This is a genomic window from Halorubrum sp. SD626R (genome assembly GCF_001261915.1).
In the GTDB taxonomy this organism is placed as follows: domain Archaea; phylum Halobacteriota; class Halobacteria; order Halobacteriales; family Haloferacaceae; genus Halorubrum.
Genome location: NZ_CVRT01000020.1, coordinates 13,448 through 29,682 on the forward strand (window position 1 = coordinate 13,448; position 16,235 = coordinate 29,682).

The 16,235-nt window shown below is 70.6% G+C and carries 12 protein-coding genes; 2 read left to right on the forward strand and 10 right to left on the reverse strand.

What is annotated here, in order from left to right; genetic code table 11:
• Positions 1-38 precede the first annotated feature (38 nt).
• From SD626R_RS01155 to SD626R_RS01170, 4 genes are read right to left on the reverse strand one after another with little or no spacing between them, the layout of a single operon-like run.
• Positions 39-2,315 carry a DUF7846 domain-containing protein gene (locus tag SD626R_RS01155; protein WP_092562323.1) on the reverse strand — a complete coding sequence of 759 codons (2,277 nt, stop codon included), beginning with the start codon at positions 2,313-2,315 and terminating at the stop codon, positions 39-41.
• Positions 2,316-2,351: 36 nt separating this feature from the next.
• A complete protein-coding gene (locus tag SD626R_RS01160) occupies positions 2,352-3,509 on the reverse strand; it encodes an extracellular solute-binding protein (protein WP_092562326.1) in 1,158 nt (385 codons plus the stop codon).
• A gap of 39 nt (positions 3,510-3,548) precedes the next feature.
• Positions 3,549-4,784 (reverse strand): alpha-1 4-glucan-protein synthase, encoded by a 1,236-nt coding sequence (locus SD626R_RS01165; protein ID WP_092562329.1) that lies wholly within the window; start codon positions 4,782-4,784, stop codon positions 3,549-3,551.
• A 22-nt stretch (positions 4,785-4,806) separates the two neighbouring features.
• On the reverse strand, positions 4,807-6,030 hold the full coding sequence (locus tag SD626R_RS01170) for a lysylphosphatidylglycerol synthase transmembrane domain-containing protein (protein ID WP_092562332.1): 1,224 nt from the start codon (positions 6,028-6,030) through the stop codon (positions 4,807-4,809).
• Positions 6,031-6,223: 193 nt separating this feature from the next.
• Here SD626R_RS01170 and SD626R_RS01175 point away from each other — a divergent pair, with 193 nt between their 5' ends.
• Positions 6,224-6,784: a rhomboid family intramembrane serine protease gene (locus SD626R_RS01175; RefSeq protein WP_092562335.1), complete on the forward strand. Its 561-nt coding sequence runs from the start codon at positions 6,224-6,226 to the stop codon at positions 6,782-6,784.
• Between the two features lie 81 nt (positions 6,785-6,865).
• On the opposite strand, the gene rpsJ is transcribed toward SD626R_RS01175, so the two are convergent.
• From rpsJ to SD626R_RS01200, 5 genes are all read right to left on the reverse strand, one after another.
• Positions 6,866-7,174: a 30S ribosomal protein S10 gene (rpsJ, locus tag SD626R_RS01180; RefSeq protein WP_004048854.1), complete on the reverse strand. Its 309-nt coding sequence runs from the start codon at positions 7,172-7,174 to the stop codon at positions 6,866-6,868.
• 3 nt (positions 7,175-7,177) lie between these two features.
• Positions 7,178-8,443, reverse strand: coding sequence for a translation elongation factor EF-1 subunit alpha (gene tuf / locus SD626R_RS01185; RefSeq protein ID WP_092562338.1), 1,266 nt, complete (start codon positions 8,441-8,443; stop codon positions 7,178-7,180).
• Between the two features lie 166 nt (positions 8,444-8,609).
• Positions 8,610-9,596 (reverse strand): homoserine dehydrogenase, encoded by a 987-nt coding sequence (locus tag SD626R_RS01190; protein ID WP_092562341.1) that lies wholly within the window; start codon positions 9,594-9,596, stop codon positions 8,610-8,612.
• Positions 9,593-10,183, reverse strand: a complete 591-nt coding sequence (locus SD626R_RS01195) for an amino acid-binding protein (protein ID WP_241996786.1) — start codon at positions 10,181-10,183, stop codon at positions 9,593-9,595. Before SD626R_RS01195 ends, SD626R_RS01190 begins: the two co-directional genes overlap by 4 nt.
• 329 nt (positions 10,184-10,512) lie before the next feature.
• Entirely contained in the window at positions 10,513-12,702 is a 2,190-nt protein-coding gene (locus tag SD626R_RS01200) for an elongation factor EF-2 (RefSeq protein ID WP_092562347.1), read from the reverse strand.
• A 196-nt stretch (positions 12,703-12,898) separates the two neighbouring features.
• On the opposite strand from SD626R_RS01200, the gene SD626R_RS01205 reads away from it, so the two are divergent.
• Positions 12,899-13,543 carry a bifunctional 4-hydroxy-2-oxoglutarate aldolase/2-dehydro-3-deoxy-phosphogluconate aldolase gene (locus tag SD626R_RS01205; protein ID WP_092562350.1) on the forward strand — a complete coding sequence of 215 codons (645 nt, stop codon included), beginning with the start codon at positions 12,899-12,901 and terminating at the stop codon, positions 13,541-13,543.
• 266 nt (positions 13,544-13,809) lie between these two features.
• Here the strand turns inward: SD626R_RS01205 and polC are convergent.
• Positions 13,810-16,235, reverse strand: a 2,426-nt coding sequence (gene polC / locus SD626R_RS01210) for a DNA polymerase II large subunit (RefSeq protein ID WP_092562353.1), incomplete at its 5' end; no start/stop codon positions are given.

A 16,235-nucleotide genomic window follows, 5' to 3' on the forward strand; every position in this document is an offset into this window, starting at 1 on the left:
GCACGTTCCGCGGCAGCAGCACCCCACGGGCACGCAGTTTATTCGTCGCTCGCGTCGGCCTCCGTCTCGAAGACGACCCAGTCGGGGTGCGTGTCGGGGTCGTCGGGGAGGTACGTCCCCTCGTTGCCGCACGCCGTGACGAGCCGGCAGGTCGAGCGCTCGGGCGGCCAGACGGCCTCGACGCGCTCGCTGTCGGCAGCCGCCCCGTCGCCGCCCTCGGTCACCCGCACCGTCACCTCCTGTCGGTAGGTGAACGTCGCGCCCGTCGGGTCGACGAGCGTCACGGTCACGGCGACCACGTCGCCGTCGGGGTCGAAGGGGACGGGCTCGCTCGACTCCCCCGCGCCGGGGAGTCGGACGCCCGCCGGCGTCACCGCCCAGTCGACCGCGAGCGAGTCGCCGAAGTCGCTCACCGCGTAGGAGACGTGGTCCGGGCCGCCCGGGGCGCCCCGACGCGGGTCGACGCGGACCTGCGCGCGGGCGACGCGGTCCGGTACGCCAACGGTCGTCTCGGCGGCGATCAGGGCGCCGGACCGCCGGTCCAGCGGCTCAAGCTTCGGCGTGACGCGGGTCTCCGGGTCCGCGGTCCAGACGCCGCGGTAGCCGTAACGGTAGAGCGTCCGGTCGGGGTAGGCGTCGAGCACCGCGAAGTTCTCCGCCGGGTCGCGGTCGAGCGCGTAGACGACCTCTCCGTCGAGCCCCGGGCCGTTCCGGAGGTACTGGAACGGGTGGCTCTGCCACTCGCCGTACGGCGTGGGGACGAACACCAGCCCGTCCTCGAACGTCGTCTCGTCGAACGGGGCGTACGCGGCCTCGTGTTTCGCGTCGATTTCGGCGTTCCGCTCGATCGGCTCGGCGGCCGCGTCCGCGGCGGCGACGCCGGCGACGACGACCGCGCTCGCGACGACGAGCGCGAGCGCGACGCGGGCGACCCGAGGAGAGCCGATCCGGGCTCCGGCGGCGGGGGCGGTCAGCCGGTCGCGAACGGCGGGCAGTGCCCGCGCCGCGGCGGCGACGCCGAGCCCCCCGAACGCCGACAGCGGCACCAGCAGGTCGAAGTGGTAGAACGGGCCGAACAGCGACGCGAGCCCGTCGGTCGGGTCCGAGAGGTCGGCGAGCGCGTTGTGGGTCCCCCAGAAGTACAGGTTCCCGACGACGACCGAGACCGCGATCCCGACGAGGAGCAGGGCGGCCGTCCGCCGGAAGGCGGGGGAGCCGGACGCGTCGACGGCTCCGTCCCCGCCGTCGGCGACCGCCTCGGCCGCGCGCGGGTCGCCGCGTGTCCGCCACCGCCGGAGCGCGACCCCGCCGCCCGCGAGCGCCGCGAGCGTCCCGAGCGGGCCGGCGGCGAACCACCGGGTCGCGATCTCCTGGAGCGCGTACCGGTTCGACTCCAGCGCCAGGCCGAGCGTGTACTCCACCGAGTGGCCGAGGATGCGTCGCTCGCCGAACCCGGGGCCGTCCATCGGTGCGAACACCTGATACGGGAAGAGGAGCGGCGACCCCGTCATCCGGGCGTTGTACGCGAGCGTGACGCCGACGAACAGGGTGCCGAACAGCGCGGTCAGCCCGTGGCGCCGGACGGGGTCGGGGAGCTCACGGAGGCCGTCGCTCGCGATCCCCTGCCCGACTCGCCACAGCGCGTGACCGATGAACGGCGCGGCGAACAGCACGGCGGTGTACGGCCGGGAGAAGAAGGCGATCCCGATCGCGACCCCCGCGACCCCCGCGGCCGCGAGCGACCGGTCCCGGACGCCCCGGAGGTACGCGACAGCGAAGATCAGGTTGAACAACGTCGTCGGGGCGTACGGGAGGAAGACGGACGAGGTCGCGATCGCCATCGGCGACGCGGCGAAGAGGGCCGCGGCGGCGAGCCCGGCGCGGCGACCGAACGTCAGCGAGCCGATCAGGTAGACGAGGGCGGCGTTGCCGGCGGCGACCGCCGCGAGCGTCACGCGCGGCTCGCCGAACAACCACATCGAGACCGCGAACGTCGCGGCGGGGACGGGGTTGTACTTCGGGTAGAGCCGCCCGCCGTCCTCGATGAAGAACCACGGGTGAAAGGCGTCCGCGAGCGGCCCGGCGTGGAACTCCAGCTGGCCGCCGAGGAGGAGCGCGGCCTGCGTGAGGTAGACGCCCTCGTCGTGGTTCGCCGAGTGGTGCGAGAAGACGGTCGCGGCGATCGCGAACGTCAGGACGCCGGCGCCGACGGAGACGAGCGCCGCGGCGAGCGTCACCCGGTCGGCGCGGGCGAGCCGCTCGCGGAGACGCGTCGCGAGCCGACGCGGGCGGACGGGTGGTGGAAGCGGTGACACGGACGGTGGGGTGGGGAGACGCGCGCGGGGCGACCGTCAGATCTCGACGCCGGCCTCGCGCATGAGGTCGATCGTCGGTTCGAGGTTCGACAGCTCCGAGAGGTCGATGTCCGGGACGTCGAGCTCGTCGATCGTCGGGAGGTCGCCGATGGGTTCGACGTCTGGGATCAGCGGGTACTCGAAGGTGGACCGCGCGAAGTAGTCCTGCGCCTCCGCCGACAGCAGGTGGCGCACGAAGTTCGCGGCGAGGTCGGCGTCGGCGGCGCTGTCGACGACCGCGGCGCCGGCGACGTTGAACACGGCGCCCGCGTCGCCCTCGGTGAACGCGGTGGCGATCGGCGCCTCGGGATTCCCGTCGAGCACGCGCTGGATGTAGTAGTGGTTCGTGAACGCGGCGTCGATCTCGCCGTCGGCGATCTCCTGACACGTGCGGAACTCGTCCGGGTACGTCGCGGCGCCGCGCTCGACCATCGCTTCGAGCCACTCTCGGGTGGCCTCCTCGCCCTCCAGCAGCCGCATCGCGGTGACGAACGCCTGTGCGGAGCCGTACGACGGCGCCCAGCCGAGGTCGCCCTCGAACTCGTCGGGGTACGCCATGATGTCGTCCGGCAGGTCGTCCTCGGAGAACTCGTCGGTGTTGTACGGGACCGTCCGGGCCCGCCCGGACGTGCCGACCCACTGCTCCGTGCGGAACTCCTCGCGGACCAGTTCGGTGATCTCCTCCGGGAGCGCCTGCGTGCGCCCCTCGTCGGCGAGCGCGCCGAGCGCGCCGGCGTTGACCGAGTAGAACACGTCGGCCGGCGACCCCTCGCCCTCGTTGGCGATCTGGTTGACGAGGTCGGTGGAGCCGCCGTACCGGACGGTCAGGTCGAGGTCGTCGTACAGCCCGTCGATGTAGCTGACGAGCTCGCCGACGAGGAACTCCCCCCGACCGGAGTAGACGGTGAGTTCGCCCTCCAGCGGGGGCATCTCGGCCATCGGCGTCCCGCCGGGGGCGTCGCGCCCCGTGCGACCGGAGCCGATCTGGCCGACCGCCCCGCCGCCGTCTCCGCCGTCGCTCCCGTCGTCGGTCTCGTTACAGCCGGCGATCCCAGCGATACCGACCCCGCCCGCCGCCGCGAGGAACTTCCGGCGTCGCAGGTCTCGCTCGCCGATGTCGCGTCCGTTCCGTCCGTCGGATTCGTGGTTCGTCATGTGTTTTAGGCTTACCTAAACGTTTTTAGTCGTGTCGGTTCAGTCGTCCGCGACCGCCGGCGTCCGCCGGATCGCGTCGAGGCAGTCGAGCCAGTCGCGCATGTACTCGCCGCAGTGGTTGAGGAACGCGCCGTTGTTCCACTCGGCGAAGTCGCCCTCCGCGAGGGCGTCGGCCATGTCGTCGAAGACCGCCTCGTACGAGTCGGCGCCGGCGCCCGCCTCGTCCTCAGACGGCTCTGCCGTCTGAGCGGCCCGTGGAACCTCCGGTTCCACGCTGTCGATCACCTCCCACACGTGTTCGTTCAGCTCTAGCCCGGCGACCTCGTTCGCGAGGTCGTCGAAGGTCGACCGCGGGGCCTTGTTGTGTTCGCAGAGCGGGTCGCCGTTGTAGATCCGCTTGCCGAGCACGTCGCAGGCGCGCTTTAAGAACAGGCCCGACCAGATGTCGTCGAAGCGGCCCACGTCCCACTCGTTGTCGTCCATCGGCAGCTGGTAGAACGCCGGGATCACCTCGCGGCGGAACGCGAGGTTCATTGAGCAGACGGTGAGGTAATCGCCGCGCGCGGCGACAAAGTCCTCGCCGAAGTCGGCGGCGCTCGTCCGCGTCTGCGCCTGTCCCTCCAAGTCACCGTCCATCAGGATCCGGACCGCGTCGAGGTCGGGGACGTTCGTCCACAGCCCCTGCGAGGCGACGACCTCGCCGGATTCGACCTCGACGGTCCCCGTCTCGACCGTCTCGTCCATCGCCGAGTACGGGTAGCCGCGCGGGTAGAGCCCGTGTTCGTCGGCGTTGTCGTAGAGCACGTTCACCCAGTTCTCGTCCGAGCTCACGCGCTCGACGGAACCGCCGAACGCGAGGTTCTCCATGTGACGGCCGAAGTAGTCGACGTCGTCGTGCGGGAGCGTGTCGTCGTCGATGAAGACGCCGTAGTCGAACGAGTCGTCGGCCCACATGTACAGCAGGCCGAAGCTCGTCTCGGCGTGGCTCGCGGCCGGGACGACGTGGCCGTACTCCGCGACCCCGTTGGCCTCGTACCACTCCTCGCGGCGCGTGCCGTCGAACACCTCGCCGGAGATGTCGAGGTCATCGAGCATGGCGCGCATCTCCTCGGTCTCGCAGAAGTCCTCGGTGACGAGGACGAAGTGGAGCCGCGAGACGTCGAACCCGTGCTCGCGGGCGTTGGCGACGTACTCGCGGAGGCACTCGTACTCTCGGATCGTGGGGACGATCACGCAGATGTCCCCGCTCGCGGCGTCTGGGCGGCGTTCTTCCATACGCCAAATTTTTTAGGCCGACCTAAAAGTCTGGCGGTCCGGCGTCCGACGACTCGTCGTCGCCGGGCGTGTCGTCGGCCGCTCCCCTCGCACCGGACTCGCCCGCGACGCTCCCCCCGTCGGCCTTCACTGAAGGGGTCGGATCGCCGTCCGACGCGGGGCCGGCCGTCGGGGAGAGGCCGAGCGCGAGCGCGGCGACTCCGCCGCCCGCGAGCGTGACGGCGTTCTTCAGCGCGTGGTCGAGGACCGCCGCCGCGAGCGCCGTCTCGACCGGGAGCCCCGTCGCGCTCACGACGAGGCCGGTGAACGCGGCCTCGTACAGCCCGATCCCGCCCTGCGAGAGCGGGAGCACCTTCGCGAGGTTCCCGACGCTGACCGCGAGCGTCCCGACGACGAGCAGGGTCGGCGTCGGGACGACTCCCCCGATCCCGCCGGTGAGCGCGGCGAGAACGAGCACCGCCGTGAGGACGTCGAGCGCCCAGACGAGGACGCTCCACAGGAACACCGCACCGAGGCGGCGGGGGTCGGCGGCGACGACCCGGACGGACGCGCCGAACCGGACGAGGGCGTCGACGGCGCGCGAGAGGCGCGGGCGGTCGGCCGCCGAGCGCGCGAGCCGATCGCGGAGGGCGGGCCCGAACCGTCGGTCGCTCCGAGCGACCGCGACGGTCGCGACCGCGGCGACCGCGGCGACCGCGGCGATGCCGGCCGCGGCCGCGAGCGCGGTCGACGGCGCGACGGCTCCCACCGATTCGCCTGACCCGGGCGACCACCCGGTGAGGAGCAGAAGCGCGAGCCCGACCCCGCCGAGGACGCCGATCGCCACGAGGTCGAAGGCGCGCTCGACGGCGAGCGAGGCGACGCCGGTCGGGTACGGCACGTCCCGCCGCTCCCTGAGCAGGTACGCGCGGACCCCGTCGCCGGCGCGCGCGGGGATCGCGAGGTTCGCGGTCTGGCTGGCGAAGACGGTCGCGGTGAGGAACCCGGTCCGGCAGCGGCGGCCCATGGCCGCGAGCACGTCGCCGTACCGCCGCCCCCTGACCGGCCACGAGAGCAGGTAGACGCAGAGGGCGACGGCCAGGAGCGTCGGGTCGGCCGTCGCCACCGCCGAGACGACCGCGTCGGCGTCGAGACCTCGAACGAGGACCGCTGCCCCGAGTCCGACGACGAGGAGCGTCCCGAGGACGGTGAGCCGCCCCCGCGAGAGTCCGGCGCGGAGGCGGGACCAGAGACCGGTTCCCGTCACGGACTCCGGCCTCCCCGCCGAGTCGGTCGGAGCCCCTCGGCCGTCGCACCGGGACGAGGGCGTTCGAGGCGCGGTACGGCTGTCATACGTTGATTTAGGCCGCCCTAAAACATATAACGCTGACGGTTCGGAACACGGCCTCCCGGCGGCGACGCGGCCGCGCTTAAGTCGGTCCGCCGCGAACGGGAGACCGATGCGCGCGACCCTCGAAACCCTCGCGGCCGCCGCGCTCGTCGGGATCGCACAGGGCGCGCTGCGCCTCGTCGGCCTCGCGGGGACCCTCGCGCTGTCGACCCCGCTGTCGGCGGCGCCCTGGACGGTCGTCACCAGCGTGTACGCGCACGGGTCGATCGGTCACCTGCTGGCGAACGGGCTCGTCCTGCTGCTCGTCGGGCCCCTCGTCGAGCGCCGGACGAACCGGCTCCGCTTCCACGCGTTCGTGGCGACGACCGGGGCGCTCGCGGGGATCGCACAGGTGACGGTCGGCGGGCTGCTCGGCCCGCCGGCGGCCGTGCTGGGCCTGAGCGGCGCGGTGTTCGCGCTCGGCGGCTACCTCCTCGCGGGCAACGTCGTCAGCGCGACGCTGTTCGATCGGCTGCGGCTCTCCGCCCGGGCGCAGTTCGCGCTGTTCGGGCTCGCGGCCGTCGTTCTCACCGCGACGACCGCTGCGCCCGGCGTCGCGCTGATCGCCCACGCGACCGGCGCGTTCTGCGGGCTCGTCGCGGGACGCACGGGGCTGCTCGACGTGCGGTAACGGTGCGGGTGAAGCCGGTGGACGGTGCCTCCGCTAGCGGCGTGAAAAAACGAAACGGGTGAAAGGGAAACGCCCTAGCGCTCAGTCTTCGAGAACGATCTCGATGCTGACGTCGTTCGGCACTTGGACGCGCATGAGCTGGCGGAGCGCGCGCTCGTCGGCGTCGATGTCGATCAGCCGCTTGTGGACGCGCATCTCCCAGTGCTCCCACGTCGCCGTCCCCTCACCGTCCGGGGACTTTCGCGACGGGATCTCGAGCGTCTTCGTCGGCAGCGGGATCGGGCCCGACAGGGCGACCCCCGTCGAGTCCGCGATCTCGCGGACGTCGTCGCAGATGTCGTCGAGGTCCTCGGGGCTCGTGCCGGCGAGGCGGACGCGTGCCTGCTGCATCGATTATCGCTCGTTGACTTCGAGCACCTTGCCGGCCGCGATGGTCTGCCCCATGTCGCGGATGGCGAAGCTGCCGAGCTCCGGAATCTCGCCGGAGGGCTCGATGCTGAGCGGTTTCTGGGGGCGCACGGTGACGACCGCGGCGTCGCCGGACTTGATGAAGTCCGGGTTCTCCTCGGCGACCTCGCCCGACGACGGGTCGATCTTCTGGTTGATCTCCTCGATCGTACAGGCGACCTGCGCCGTGTGGGCGTGGAAGACCGGGGTGTAGCCGGCGGTGATGACCGACGGGTGCTGCATGACGACGACCTGCGCCTTGAACGTCTCGGCGACGCTCGGCGGGTCGTCGGCGGGGCCACAGACGTCCCCGCGACGGATGTCGTCCTTGCCGATGCCGCGGACGTTGAACCCGACGTTGTCACCGGGCTCGGCCTTGGGCACCTCTTCGTGGTGCATCTCGACCGTCTTCACCTCGCCGCCCACGTCGGACGGCTGGAAGGAGACGTTGTCGCCGGTGTTGAGGATCCCGGTCTCGACGCGTCCCACGGGGACGGTCCCGATGCCGGAGATGGTGTAGACGTCCTGGATGGGGAGTCGGAGCGGCGCGTCCGTCGGCGGCTCGGACTCCGGCAGGTCGTTGAGCGACTCCAGCAGGGTGTCGCCGTCGTACCACGGCGTGTTCTCGGACTCCTCGGAGACGTTGTCGCCCTCGAACGCCGAGATCGGCACGAACGTCGTGTCGTCCGTCGCGAAGCGGACCTGGTTGAGCAGGTCCTCGACCTCGCCGATGACCTCCTTGTACGTGGACTCCTGGTAGTCGACCAGGTCCATCTTGTTGACGCCGATGATGAGCTCGTTGATACCCAGCGTGCGGGCCAGGAACACGTGCTCTCGGGTCTGGGGCGCGACGCCGTCGTCGGCCGCGACGACGAGCACCGCGTTGTCGGCCTGCGAGGCGCCCGTGATCATGTTCTTCACGAAGTCACGGTGGCCCGGGCAGTCGACGATGGTGAAGTAGTAGTTGTCCGTGTCGAACTCCTGGTGGGCGATGTCGATCGTGACGCCGCGCTCGCGCTCCTCGGCGAGGTTGTCCATCACGTAGGCGAACTCGAAGCCGCCCTTGCCCTTCTCTTCGGCTTCCTCGCGGTGCTGCTCGATTACGTGCTCGGGGACGCTCCCCGTCTCGAAGAGGAGGCGACCCACGAGCGTGCTCTTGCCGTGGTCGACGTGGCCGATGATGGCCAGGTTCTGGTGCGGTTTGTCACTCATGGGGTAATCACGCGCTAAGGCGCTCTGTGAGTAAGTTTCGGTAGATTCCACTAAAACGGTTTCGATACGGCCCACAGAGTATCGCGCCGCAGTCCGGCGATTCTCGACAACGCGGGCCACGCCATCGCGCCGCACGGCGGGGCGGCAGTCGGGCGATCCGAGACCCCTACTCCAGCCGCCCCACGTCGCCGAGCACCGCGCTCGCCGTCTCGGGGCCGCCCGCGCCACGGCCAGAGATGTTGAGCCGGCCCGCGTGGGTCGTCTCGATCTGGACGATGTTCTGCGTGCCGGAGACCGCGAGCGTCCCGTTCTCGGGGACGAGCCGCGGCGCGACCCGCACGGTCTCGCCGGTCGCCTCGCCGATGAGCCGCACCGTCCGTCCGTCCTCGGCGGCGAGCCGGAGCGTCGAGCCCGGGACGTCGCGGATCCCTTCCACCTCGGCGTCGTCGAGCGCGAACTCCCGGGCGTCGGCCGGGTCGTCGGCCGCGCCGAACGAGAGCACGTTCGCGAGGATGACGCATTTCAGCGCCGCGTCCGTGCCGTCGACGTCGAAGGAGGGGTCCGCCTCCGCGACGCCGAGGTCCTGCGCCTCCGCGAGCACGTGGTCGTAGTCGAGCCCCTCCGCGGCCATGCGGGTGAGGATGAAGTTCGCCGTCCCGTTGAGCACCCCCCGGACCGCCGTGACGTGGCCGGGTTCGATGTCCTCGACGGTCGAGACCGCCGGAATGGCGCCCCCGACGGTCGCCTCGAACCGGATCTCGCCGGCGCTGTCGGCGACGGCCCGCCGCAGGTCGCCGAACCGCTCCGCGACCGGCCCCTTGTTCGCGAGCACGGCGTGGCGGTCGCGCTCCAGCGCGCGGGTCACGTGCGAGAAGCCGGGCTCGGCGTCGCCCAGCGTCGTCGGCGTCGCTTCGACGAGAACGTCGTAGTCGGCCGCGAGCGCGTCCGCGGGGTCGCCGTCGCCGACGATCCCCCGCTCCGCCTTGCGGGCCACAACGGCGTCGGGGTCGACCCCGGCGTCCCGGCCGCCCGTCCCGTCGGCGACCGTCGCCGACGAGGAGTCCGCGACCGCGACGACCTCGTGGCCGTGCTCGCTCGCGAGCTCGACGACGGAGCGCCCGACCGCGCCCGCGCCGATAACGGCGAGTCTCACGCCTCCACCCCCGTGAGCGGCTCGACGAGCCGCAGCTCCTTCTCCTCGGCCAGCTCCCGGACGGCCGCGAGCGCGGCCTCCGTCTCGCCGGCGCGGGCCTCCAGCCGGAGCCGGGCGCTCGACGCCTCCTCTGTGCCTTGCGGCGCCGCCAGCGACACGTCGGCGACCGACGCCGACTCGCAGGCCTCGATCCGCGAGAGCGTGTCGGAGAGGTCGGTGTCGATGAGGTGGCCGAATAAGAGCAGGGTCACCTCCTCGGCGTACCGCTCCGTCCCCGCCTGCATCACGTTCACGCCCTCGGTCCGGAGCGCCTCGACGATCCCCTCGAAGCGCTCCTGGGTCGCCTCGAAGTCGACCTCGACCGGGATCCGACCGCGCGGGGTCTTGTTCCCGCGCTCGTGGTAGATCGAGAGGAGGTTCCCGCCGTTGTCGGCGATCGGCTGGAGGGCGGCGAGCAGCTGGCCCGGCTCGTCGACGAGTTCGAGCCGCACCGTGTGCGTCGACGGCGTCGCCGAGGCGTGCCCGCCGTCCGGGCTGGCGTCATCGTCGTCGGCCCGGCCGTCGACCCCGTCGTGGGCGTCGCTCACGCGGCCACCTCCGGGAGGGCGGCGGGATCGGCGTCGACCGGAGCCGAGGTCGGTGCGACCGGCGGTGTGGCCGCGGTTCGGCACGGTCCTGTCGGCGACGCGGAGCGGTCGCTTGCTGGCTCCGTCGCGATGCGCCGAGCGGGAGTCGTGCCCGTCTGCATACCCGAAAGGAGTCGGGCGATCGGGTATAAGCCTTCGGCGATGGCAGGCGTTGCCTCGCTCTCCGGCGTGTGAACTCACGGCACGGACAGACCGAAACGGTCGGAGGGCGCGGCAGAAACGCGTGGAATCGCCGGAGACCGCGACCGCGGGTCTACCGGCGCTTGGAGTTAGAAGTAGTCGATCGACTGCGGCAGCTCGAGCTTCATTCCCTTGCGCTCGCGGATCTCCATGATCTTCTCGCGCTGGAGGTTGTCGACGAGCACGCGGAAGCCCGCGTTCTCGGTGTTCCACGAGGCGCGGCCCTCGGTGGCCGAGCGGATGTCGGAGGAGAACCCGATCATCTCCTCGACGGGCGCGATGCCCTCGACGACCATGAGGTCGCCCTCCTGGTACATGTCGTCGACGCGGCCGCGACGGCCCTGGATCTCGCCGGACGCCGCGCCCATGTGTTCCGAGGGCACGTCGATCCGGACGTCCTGGATCGGCTCCAGCAGGCGGACCTCGCCGTCGATCAGCGCGCGGTGGACCGCGTCGCGGACCGCGGGAATGACCTGCGCGGGCCCGCGGTGGATGGTGTCCTCGTGGAGCTTCGCGTCGTGCAGGCGGAACAGCGACCCCTGGACCGGCTCGGCGGCGAGCGGGCCGTCGTCGAGCGCCTCCTGAAGCCCTTCGAGGACGAGTTCCATCGTCTCGTTGAGGTGCTGGATCCCCTTCGTGTCGTCGATGAGGATGTTGGTCCGGTGGATGTCCTCGACGTTCTGCGAGGTGTCTTTATCCATGCCGGCCTCCTGTAACGCCTCGCGGCGCTCCAGTTCGGGCATGTCCATCGAGACCTCGCCGAGCTGGATGGCGTCGACGATCTCTTGATCCATCGGCTCGACCGTGAGGTAGAACTTGTTGTGGCGGTTCGGGGACTGCCCCTCGACCTCGCGGGAGGACTCCTGGGGCTGCTCGCGGAAGACGACGATCGGCTCGCCGGTGATGACCGGGATGCCCTGGTTGTCGCGGATCCGCTGGGTGATCACTTCGAGGTGGAGCTCGCCCTGCCCGCTGATGAGGTGCTCGCCCGTGTCCTCGTTGATCTCGATCTGGATCGTCGGGTCCTCCTTGGCGACCTGCTGGAGCGTCTCGATGAGCTTCGGCAGGTCGTCCATGTTCTGGGCCTCGACGGACTTCGTGATGACCGGCTCGGAGATGTGCTCGATCGACTCGAACGGCGTCATCTCCACGGAGGAGACGGTGGAGCCGGCGATGGCGTCACGCAGGCCGGTGACCGAGGCGATGTTCCCCGCGGGGACGCGGTCCACCTCCTCGCGCTCTGAGCCCATGAAGAGCCCGACGCTCTGGATGCGGTTCTTGCCCGCTGTGCCGGAGACGTACAGCTCCTGGCCCTTCTCCAGCGTCCCGGAGAAGACGCGGCCCGTCGCGATCTCGCCCGCGTGCGGGTCCATCGAGATGTCGGTGACCATGAAGACGACCTCGCCGTCCTCGTTGACCATCCGCATCGTGTCGGCCAGCTCGCTGTCCGCGTCGCCGCGCCAGATACGCGGGACGCGGCGGGGCTGGGCGTCGACCGGGTTCGGGAAGTGCTCGCAGACCATGTCGAGCACGACGTCCGAGAGCGGCGTCCGCTCGTGGAGCTCGTCGCGTTTGTCGTTCTGTTCGAGCTCCATGATGTCGCCGAAGTCCATGCCGGTCCGCTGCATCGACGGCATCGAGACGCCCCACTTGTACAGCGCGGAGCCGAACCCGACCGTGCCGTCCTCGACGGAGACGGTCCAGTCCTCGGGGATGTCCTCCATGTTCTCGGCCATCCCGCGGATGAGCTCGTTGACGTCGGCGATGACGGACATCAGCCGCTCCTGCATCTCCTGAGGCCCCTCCTGAAGCTCCGAGATGAGGCGGTCGACCTTGTTGATGAACAGCGCCGGCTTCACGCCCTCGCGGAGGGCCTGCCGGAGCACCGTCTCAGTCTGGGGCATGGCGCCCTCGACGGCGTCGACGACCACCAGCGCGCCGTCGACCGCGCGCATCGCACGGGTGACGTCGCCCCCGAAGTCCACGTGGCCCGGCGTGTCGATGAGGTTGATGAGGTGGTTGGTGTCACCGTACTCGTGGGTCATCGAGACGTTCGCCGCGTCGATGGTGATTCCCCGCTCCTGTTCGTCCTCCTTCGTGTCCATCGCGAGCTGCTCGCCCGCGGTGTCCTGGGAGATCATGCCGGCGCCGGCCAGCAGGTTGTCGGAGAGCGTCGTCTTCCCGTGGTCGACGTGGGCGGCGATGGCGATGTTCCGGATGTTCTCCGGCGTGTCCATCAGCCGCTCGCACTCTTGAACGATCTTCTTGCGTCGGCCCATTATACCGCTTGTTACCGATAGCAGGGTCAAAAGGGTAGTGTTTCTCCGCGGCCGTTTCGGCGCGGATCGCCGCGATCACCGGCGATTTCGTGCCGATCGGTCGCACGGTTCGAAAGGGGTCGACGAGGCCGACGGCCGCCGCGTGACGGCGGCCGTCTCCACGCGGATTTAAGTGCTCGGTGCGGGACCGAGGCGTATGAACGAGACGCTCTCGCGGCTCGCCGACGCCGGCGTCGTCGCGGTCCTGCGCGGGGTCGAGGCCGACCAGCTCATCGGGATCACGGAGGCGCTCCGCGAGGGCGGGGTCACCGCCGTCGAGATCACCGCGGACACGCCCGACGTGGCCGGGAAACTCGGCGAGGTGACGGGCTCGTTCGGCGACGAGGTCGTCGTCGGCACCGGAACCGTCCTCGACAGCGAGACCGCTCGGACCACCCTGATGGCCGGCGCGGAGTTCGTCGTCTCGCCGAGCCTCCACGAGGACGTGATCGAGACCTGCAACCGCTACGGCGCCGTCACCGCACCCGGCGTGATGACGCCGACCGAGGCGATCCGCGGCTACGAGGCCGGCGCCGACTTCGTGAAGGTGTTCCCCGCGAAGACGGTCGGCCCGGGACACCTCGCCGCCATGAAGGGACCGCTCGGGCAGATCCCGATGATGCCGACCGGCGGCGTCGGCCCGGACAACGCGGGCGACTACGTCGACGCCGGGGCGTTCGCGGTCGGCGCCGGCGGCGCCCTCGTCGACTACGACGCGGCCGAACGCGGCGACTACGAGGCCATCACCGAGACCGCCCGGGAGTTCACGCGAGTCGTCGCGGAGGCGCGAGACGGCGGGTGACGGGGCGACCGCTACCGCAGTGACCCTCGCCGTTAAAAATCATGATCTGTCATGCCGAACGGACAAGCGTGCGAGGACGCAAACAGGAGACGACTTCCAGCCCGGCCGCTCGATCAGAGACACACCGTCTGGAAGTCACCCCGAGAACCCTGTCGGAACCACTCCCCGGTCCGCCGGCGGAAACCCCCCTTCCTTCCCCGGCGGACTCTGTCACGCCGTCGCGACCCGTACCGTGACGGCGTCGGTCGCGCCTCGACCGCGGCGCGTCACATGAAGTCCGCGATGCCCGACTGCTTGTTGGTGTCGTCCTCGAAGATCGACTCCAGCGACTCCTCTAACACCTTCAGCCGCTGTTTCGTGTAGGGCCGACAGCCGAACCGGTCGGCGACCTCGATGGCCGTGTCGACGTACTTGTTCACCGACCCCTGATGGACGGTGAGGTTCACCCGGCCGCCGCACTCCCGACAGTCGCCCGAGAGCGGCATCCGGCGGTACTTCTCGCCGCAGTCGAGACAGCGCGTCTCCTGCCGCGAGAACGCGCGGAGGTTCCCGATGATGTCCGGGAGGAAGTGGTACTCGATGACGCGCTCCGCCACGTCCGTCTCGTCGACCGCGCGGAGCTTCCGAGCGAGCTCCAGCTGCGCGTCCATCTTCTCCATCATGTCGCCGAGCGTCTTGTACGCCGAGAGGTCCGGGCCCATCGCGATGTCCGTCGTGTCGTGGGTGTGATCGAACCCGTGGTACTCCTCGTCGGTCCCGAGCGTGTCCTCGCCGAGTTGGATGCGGTACTCCAGCTCCTCCGGGTCGGTCAGGTCCAGCGTCGCCTCGTAGAACTCGCGCGGGTACTCGCGCACGATGTCCATGTTGTGCGCCTCGTCGTCGATCTCGGAGGGATCGATCCGCGAGGACATCACGAGGGGCGCGTCCATGCGTCCCCCCCGCTGGTCGGGGAGAAATTCTTTCGAGAAGTTGAGGAGTCCGTCCATGAGGAGCATCACGCAATCCTCGTCTCCATCGCAATTTCGACGCTTGGCAGCGTGAAAGTACGGATGTGCGTATCCGACGGCGGCCGAGGTGAATCCGACCACTCGTCCGACAGTTGCCGCGCTCGTGTGCGGCGCCATCCCGAAGACGAGCTCGCCGACGAGGTCGTCGCGCTCGTTCACCTCGTAGAAGCGGGGGAGGCCGTAGAACTGTTCGAGGAGGTCGTCGACGAAGTCGGCGGTCCGCAGCATGTGCTCGGCGGCGCCGTCCGAGAGGACGATGTCCTGGACCCGGAGCTCCACGAGCTGGTCGTCGTGGCGCAGCGGCTCGCCGTCGATGTCCGTCTCGTAGCCGATCTCCCGGAGGTGGTCCGCGGTGACGTCGAGCTCCTCGGGGCGGACCGAGGTGACGGGGAGGTCGGTCATATCGTACCTGACGGTGCCGTCCTTGAACGAGGTGACGCCGTTCTTCGCGCGGAGGATACCCTTCTCCATCGGCTCCGGGGTCTTGTTCCGCGAGGTGAGCCCCTGGACCCCCTTCAGAATCTCGAAGGAGGCCTCGCGCTCGCCGACGTTCGCCAGCGCGGAGCGGTACGCGTCGTTGACGTCGACCTCCTGGTACGTCGCCGCCCGCACCTCCCACTCGCAGCGCGGGCACTCGACGCGGCCGGCCTCGTCGGGCTCGCAGACGGTGCCGCAGTCGCCGCACTCGTAGTGGGGCTCGGTGTGGATCTCACAGTCCGGACACCGCGCCTTGTAGGTGTGCTCGCCGCAGCCGGGACACACCCGGTCCGAGACCTCGACCTCCAGCCGCCCGCGGTGACCGGAGTCGTCCATCACGCTCGCGGCCTCGGCGACGTCGCGCTGGGGGCCGCCGGCCTCGTTGATCGGGAAGAGGGTGTGGACCGCCGGGGAGAGGTCCCGGCTCTCGGACTTCTCGGGGCGCCCCATCCGGTTCCCGATGCGGGTCGGCGCGCGTTCGCGGACCTCGAAGGGCGCGACCTCGTTGACGACCCGCACGGCGTTCTCGCCGTCGTCCCACGAGCGCGCCGCCGGGGAGAGGTCGCCCTCGTCCCACGTCTTCCGGAGCCCGTCGTCGACCCCGAGCGACCGCGCGAGCGGGCGCCACGTCGGGACCCGGAGCGCGTCCGGCGTGGCGACGTGCTCGACGAGCAGCGCCTCCAGCGCGGTCTGGGTCGCCTCCGTGCGCTCGACCGCGAGGACGCCCTCGACCACGTCGCCGTCGGCGACCGCCTCGGCGAGGGCCTCGAACGCCGCGACCGACACGTCGTGCCAGAGGTAGGTGTACTCGGGGTGAAGCGGGCAGTCGTACTCGCGGGCCCACGCGAGCGCCTCGTCGACGTCGGGGTGTTCGAGGTCCACGTGGGGGTCGTCCGCCATGGCCTGCACGTCGGCCCCGGCGTCGGCGAACTCCTTGACCCACCACTCGTAGACGTAGGAGGCGGGCGCGAGGGGGTGGTTGTTCTCGACGAACTCCCCGTAGTTGACGAGGTACTCGCCCAAGTCGAGCACCTTCTCGACGCCGTTGCGGACTTCCTTCGCCTCCTCGGGGTCGTCGATGCGCCGGACCTCGCCGTTGGCGAGTCGGACCGTCGGCCCCTCGATGGAGTCGACGGGGACGACCCCGTGGGCTTTCCCCGGGCGCTCCGTCTTGATCTGCGTGCCGGCCGCGAGGAAGTCGTCGACGA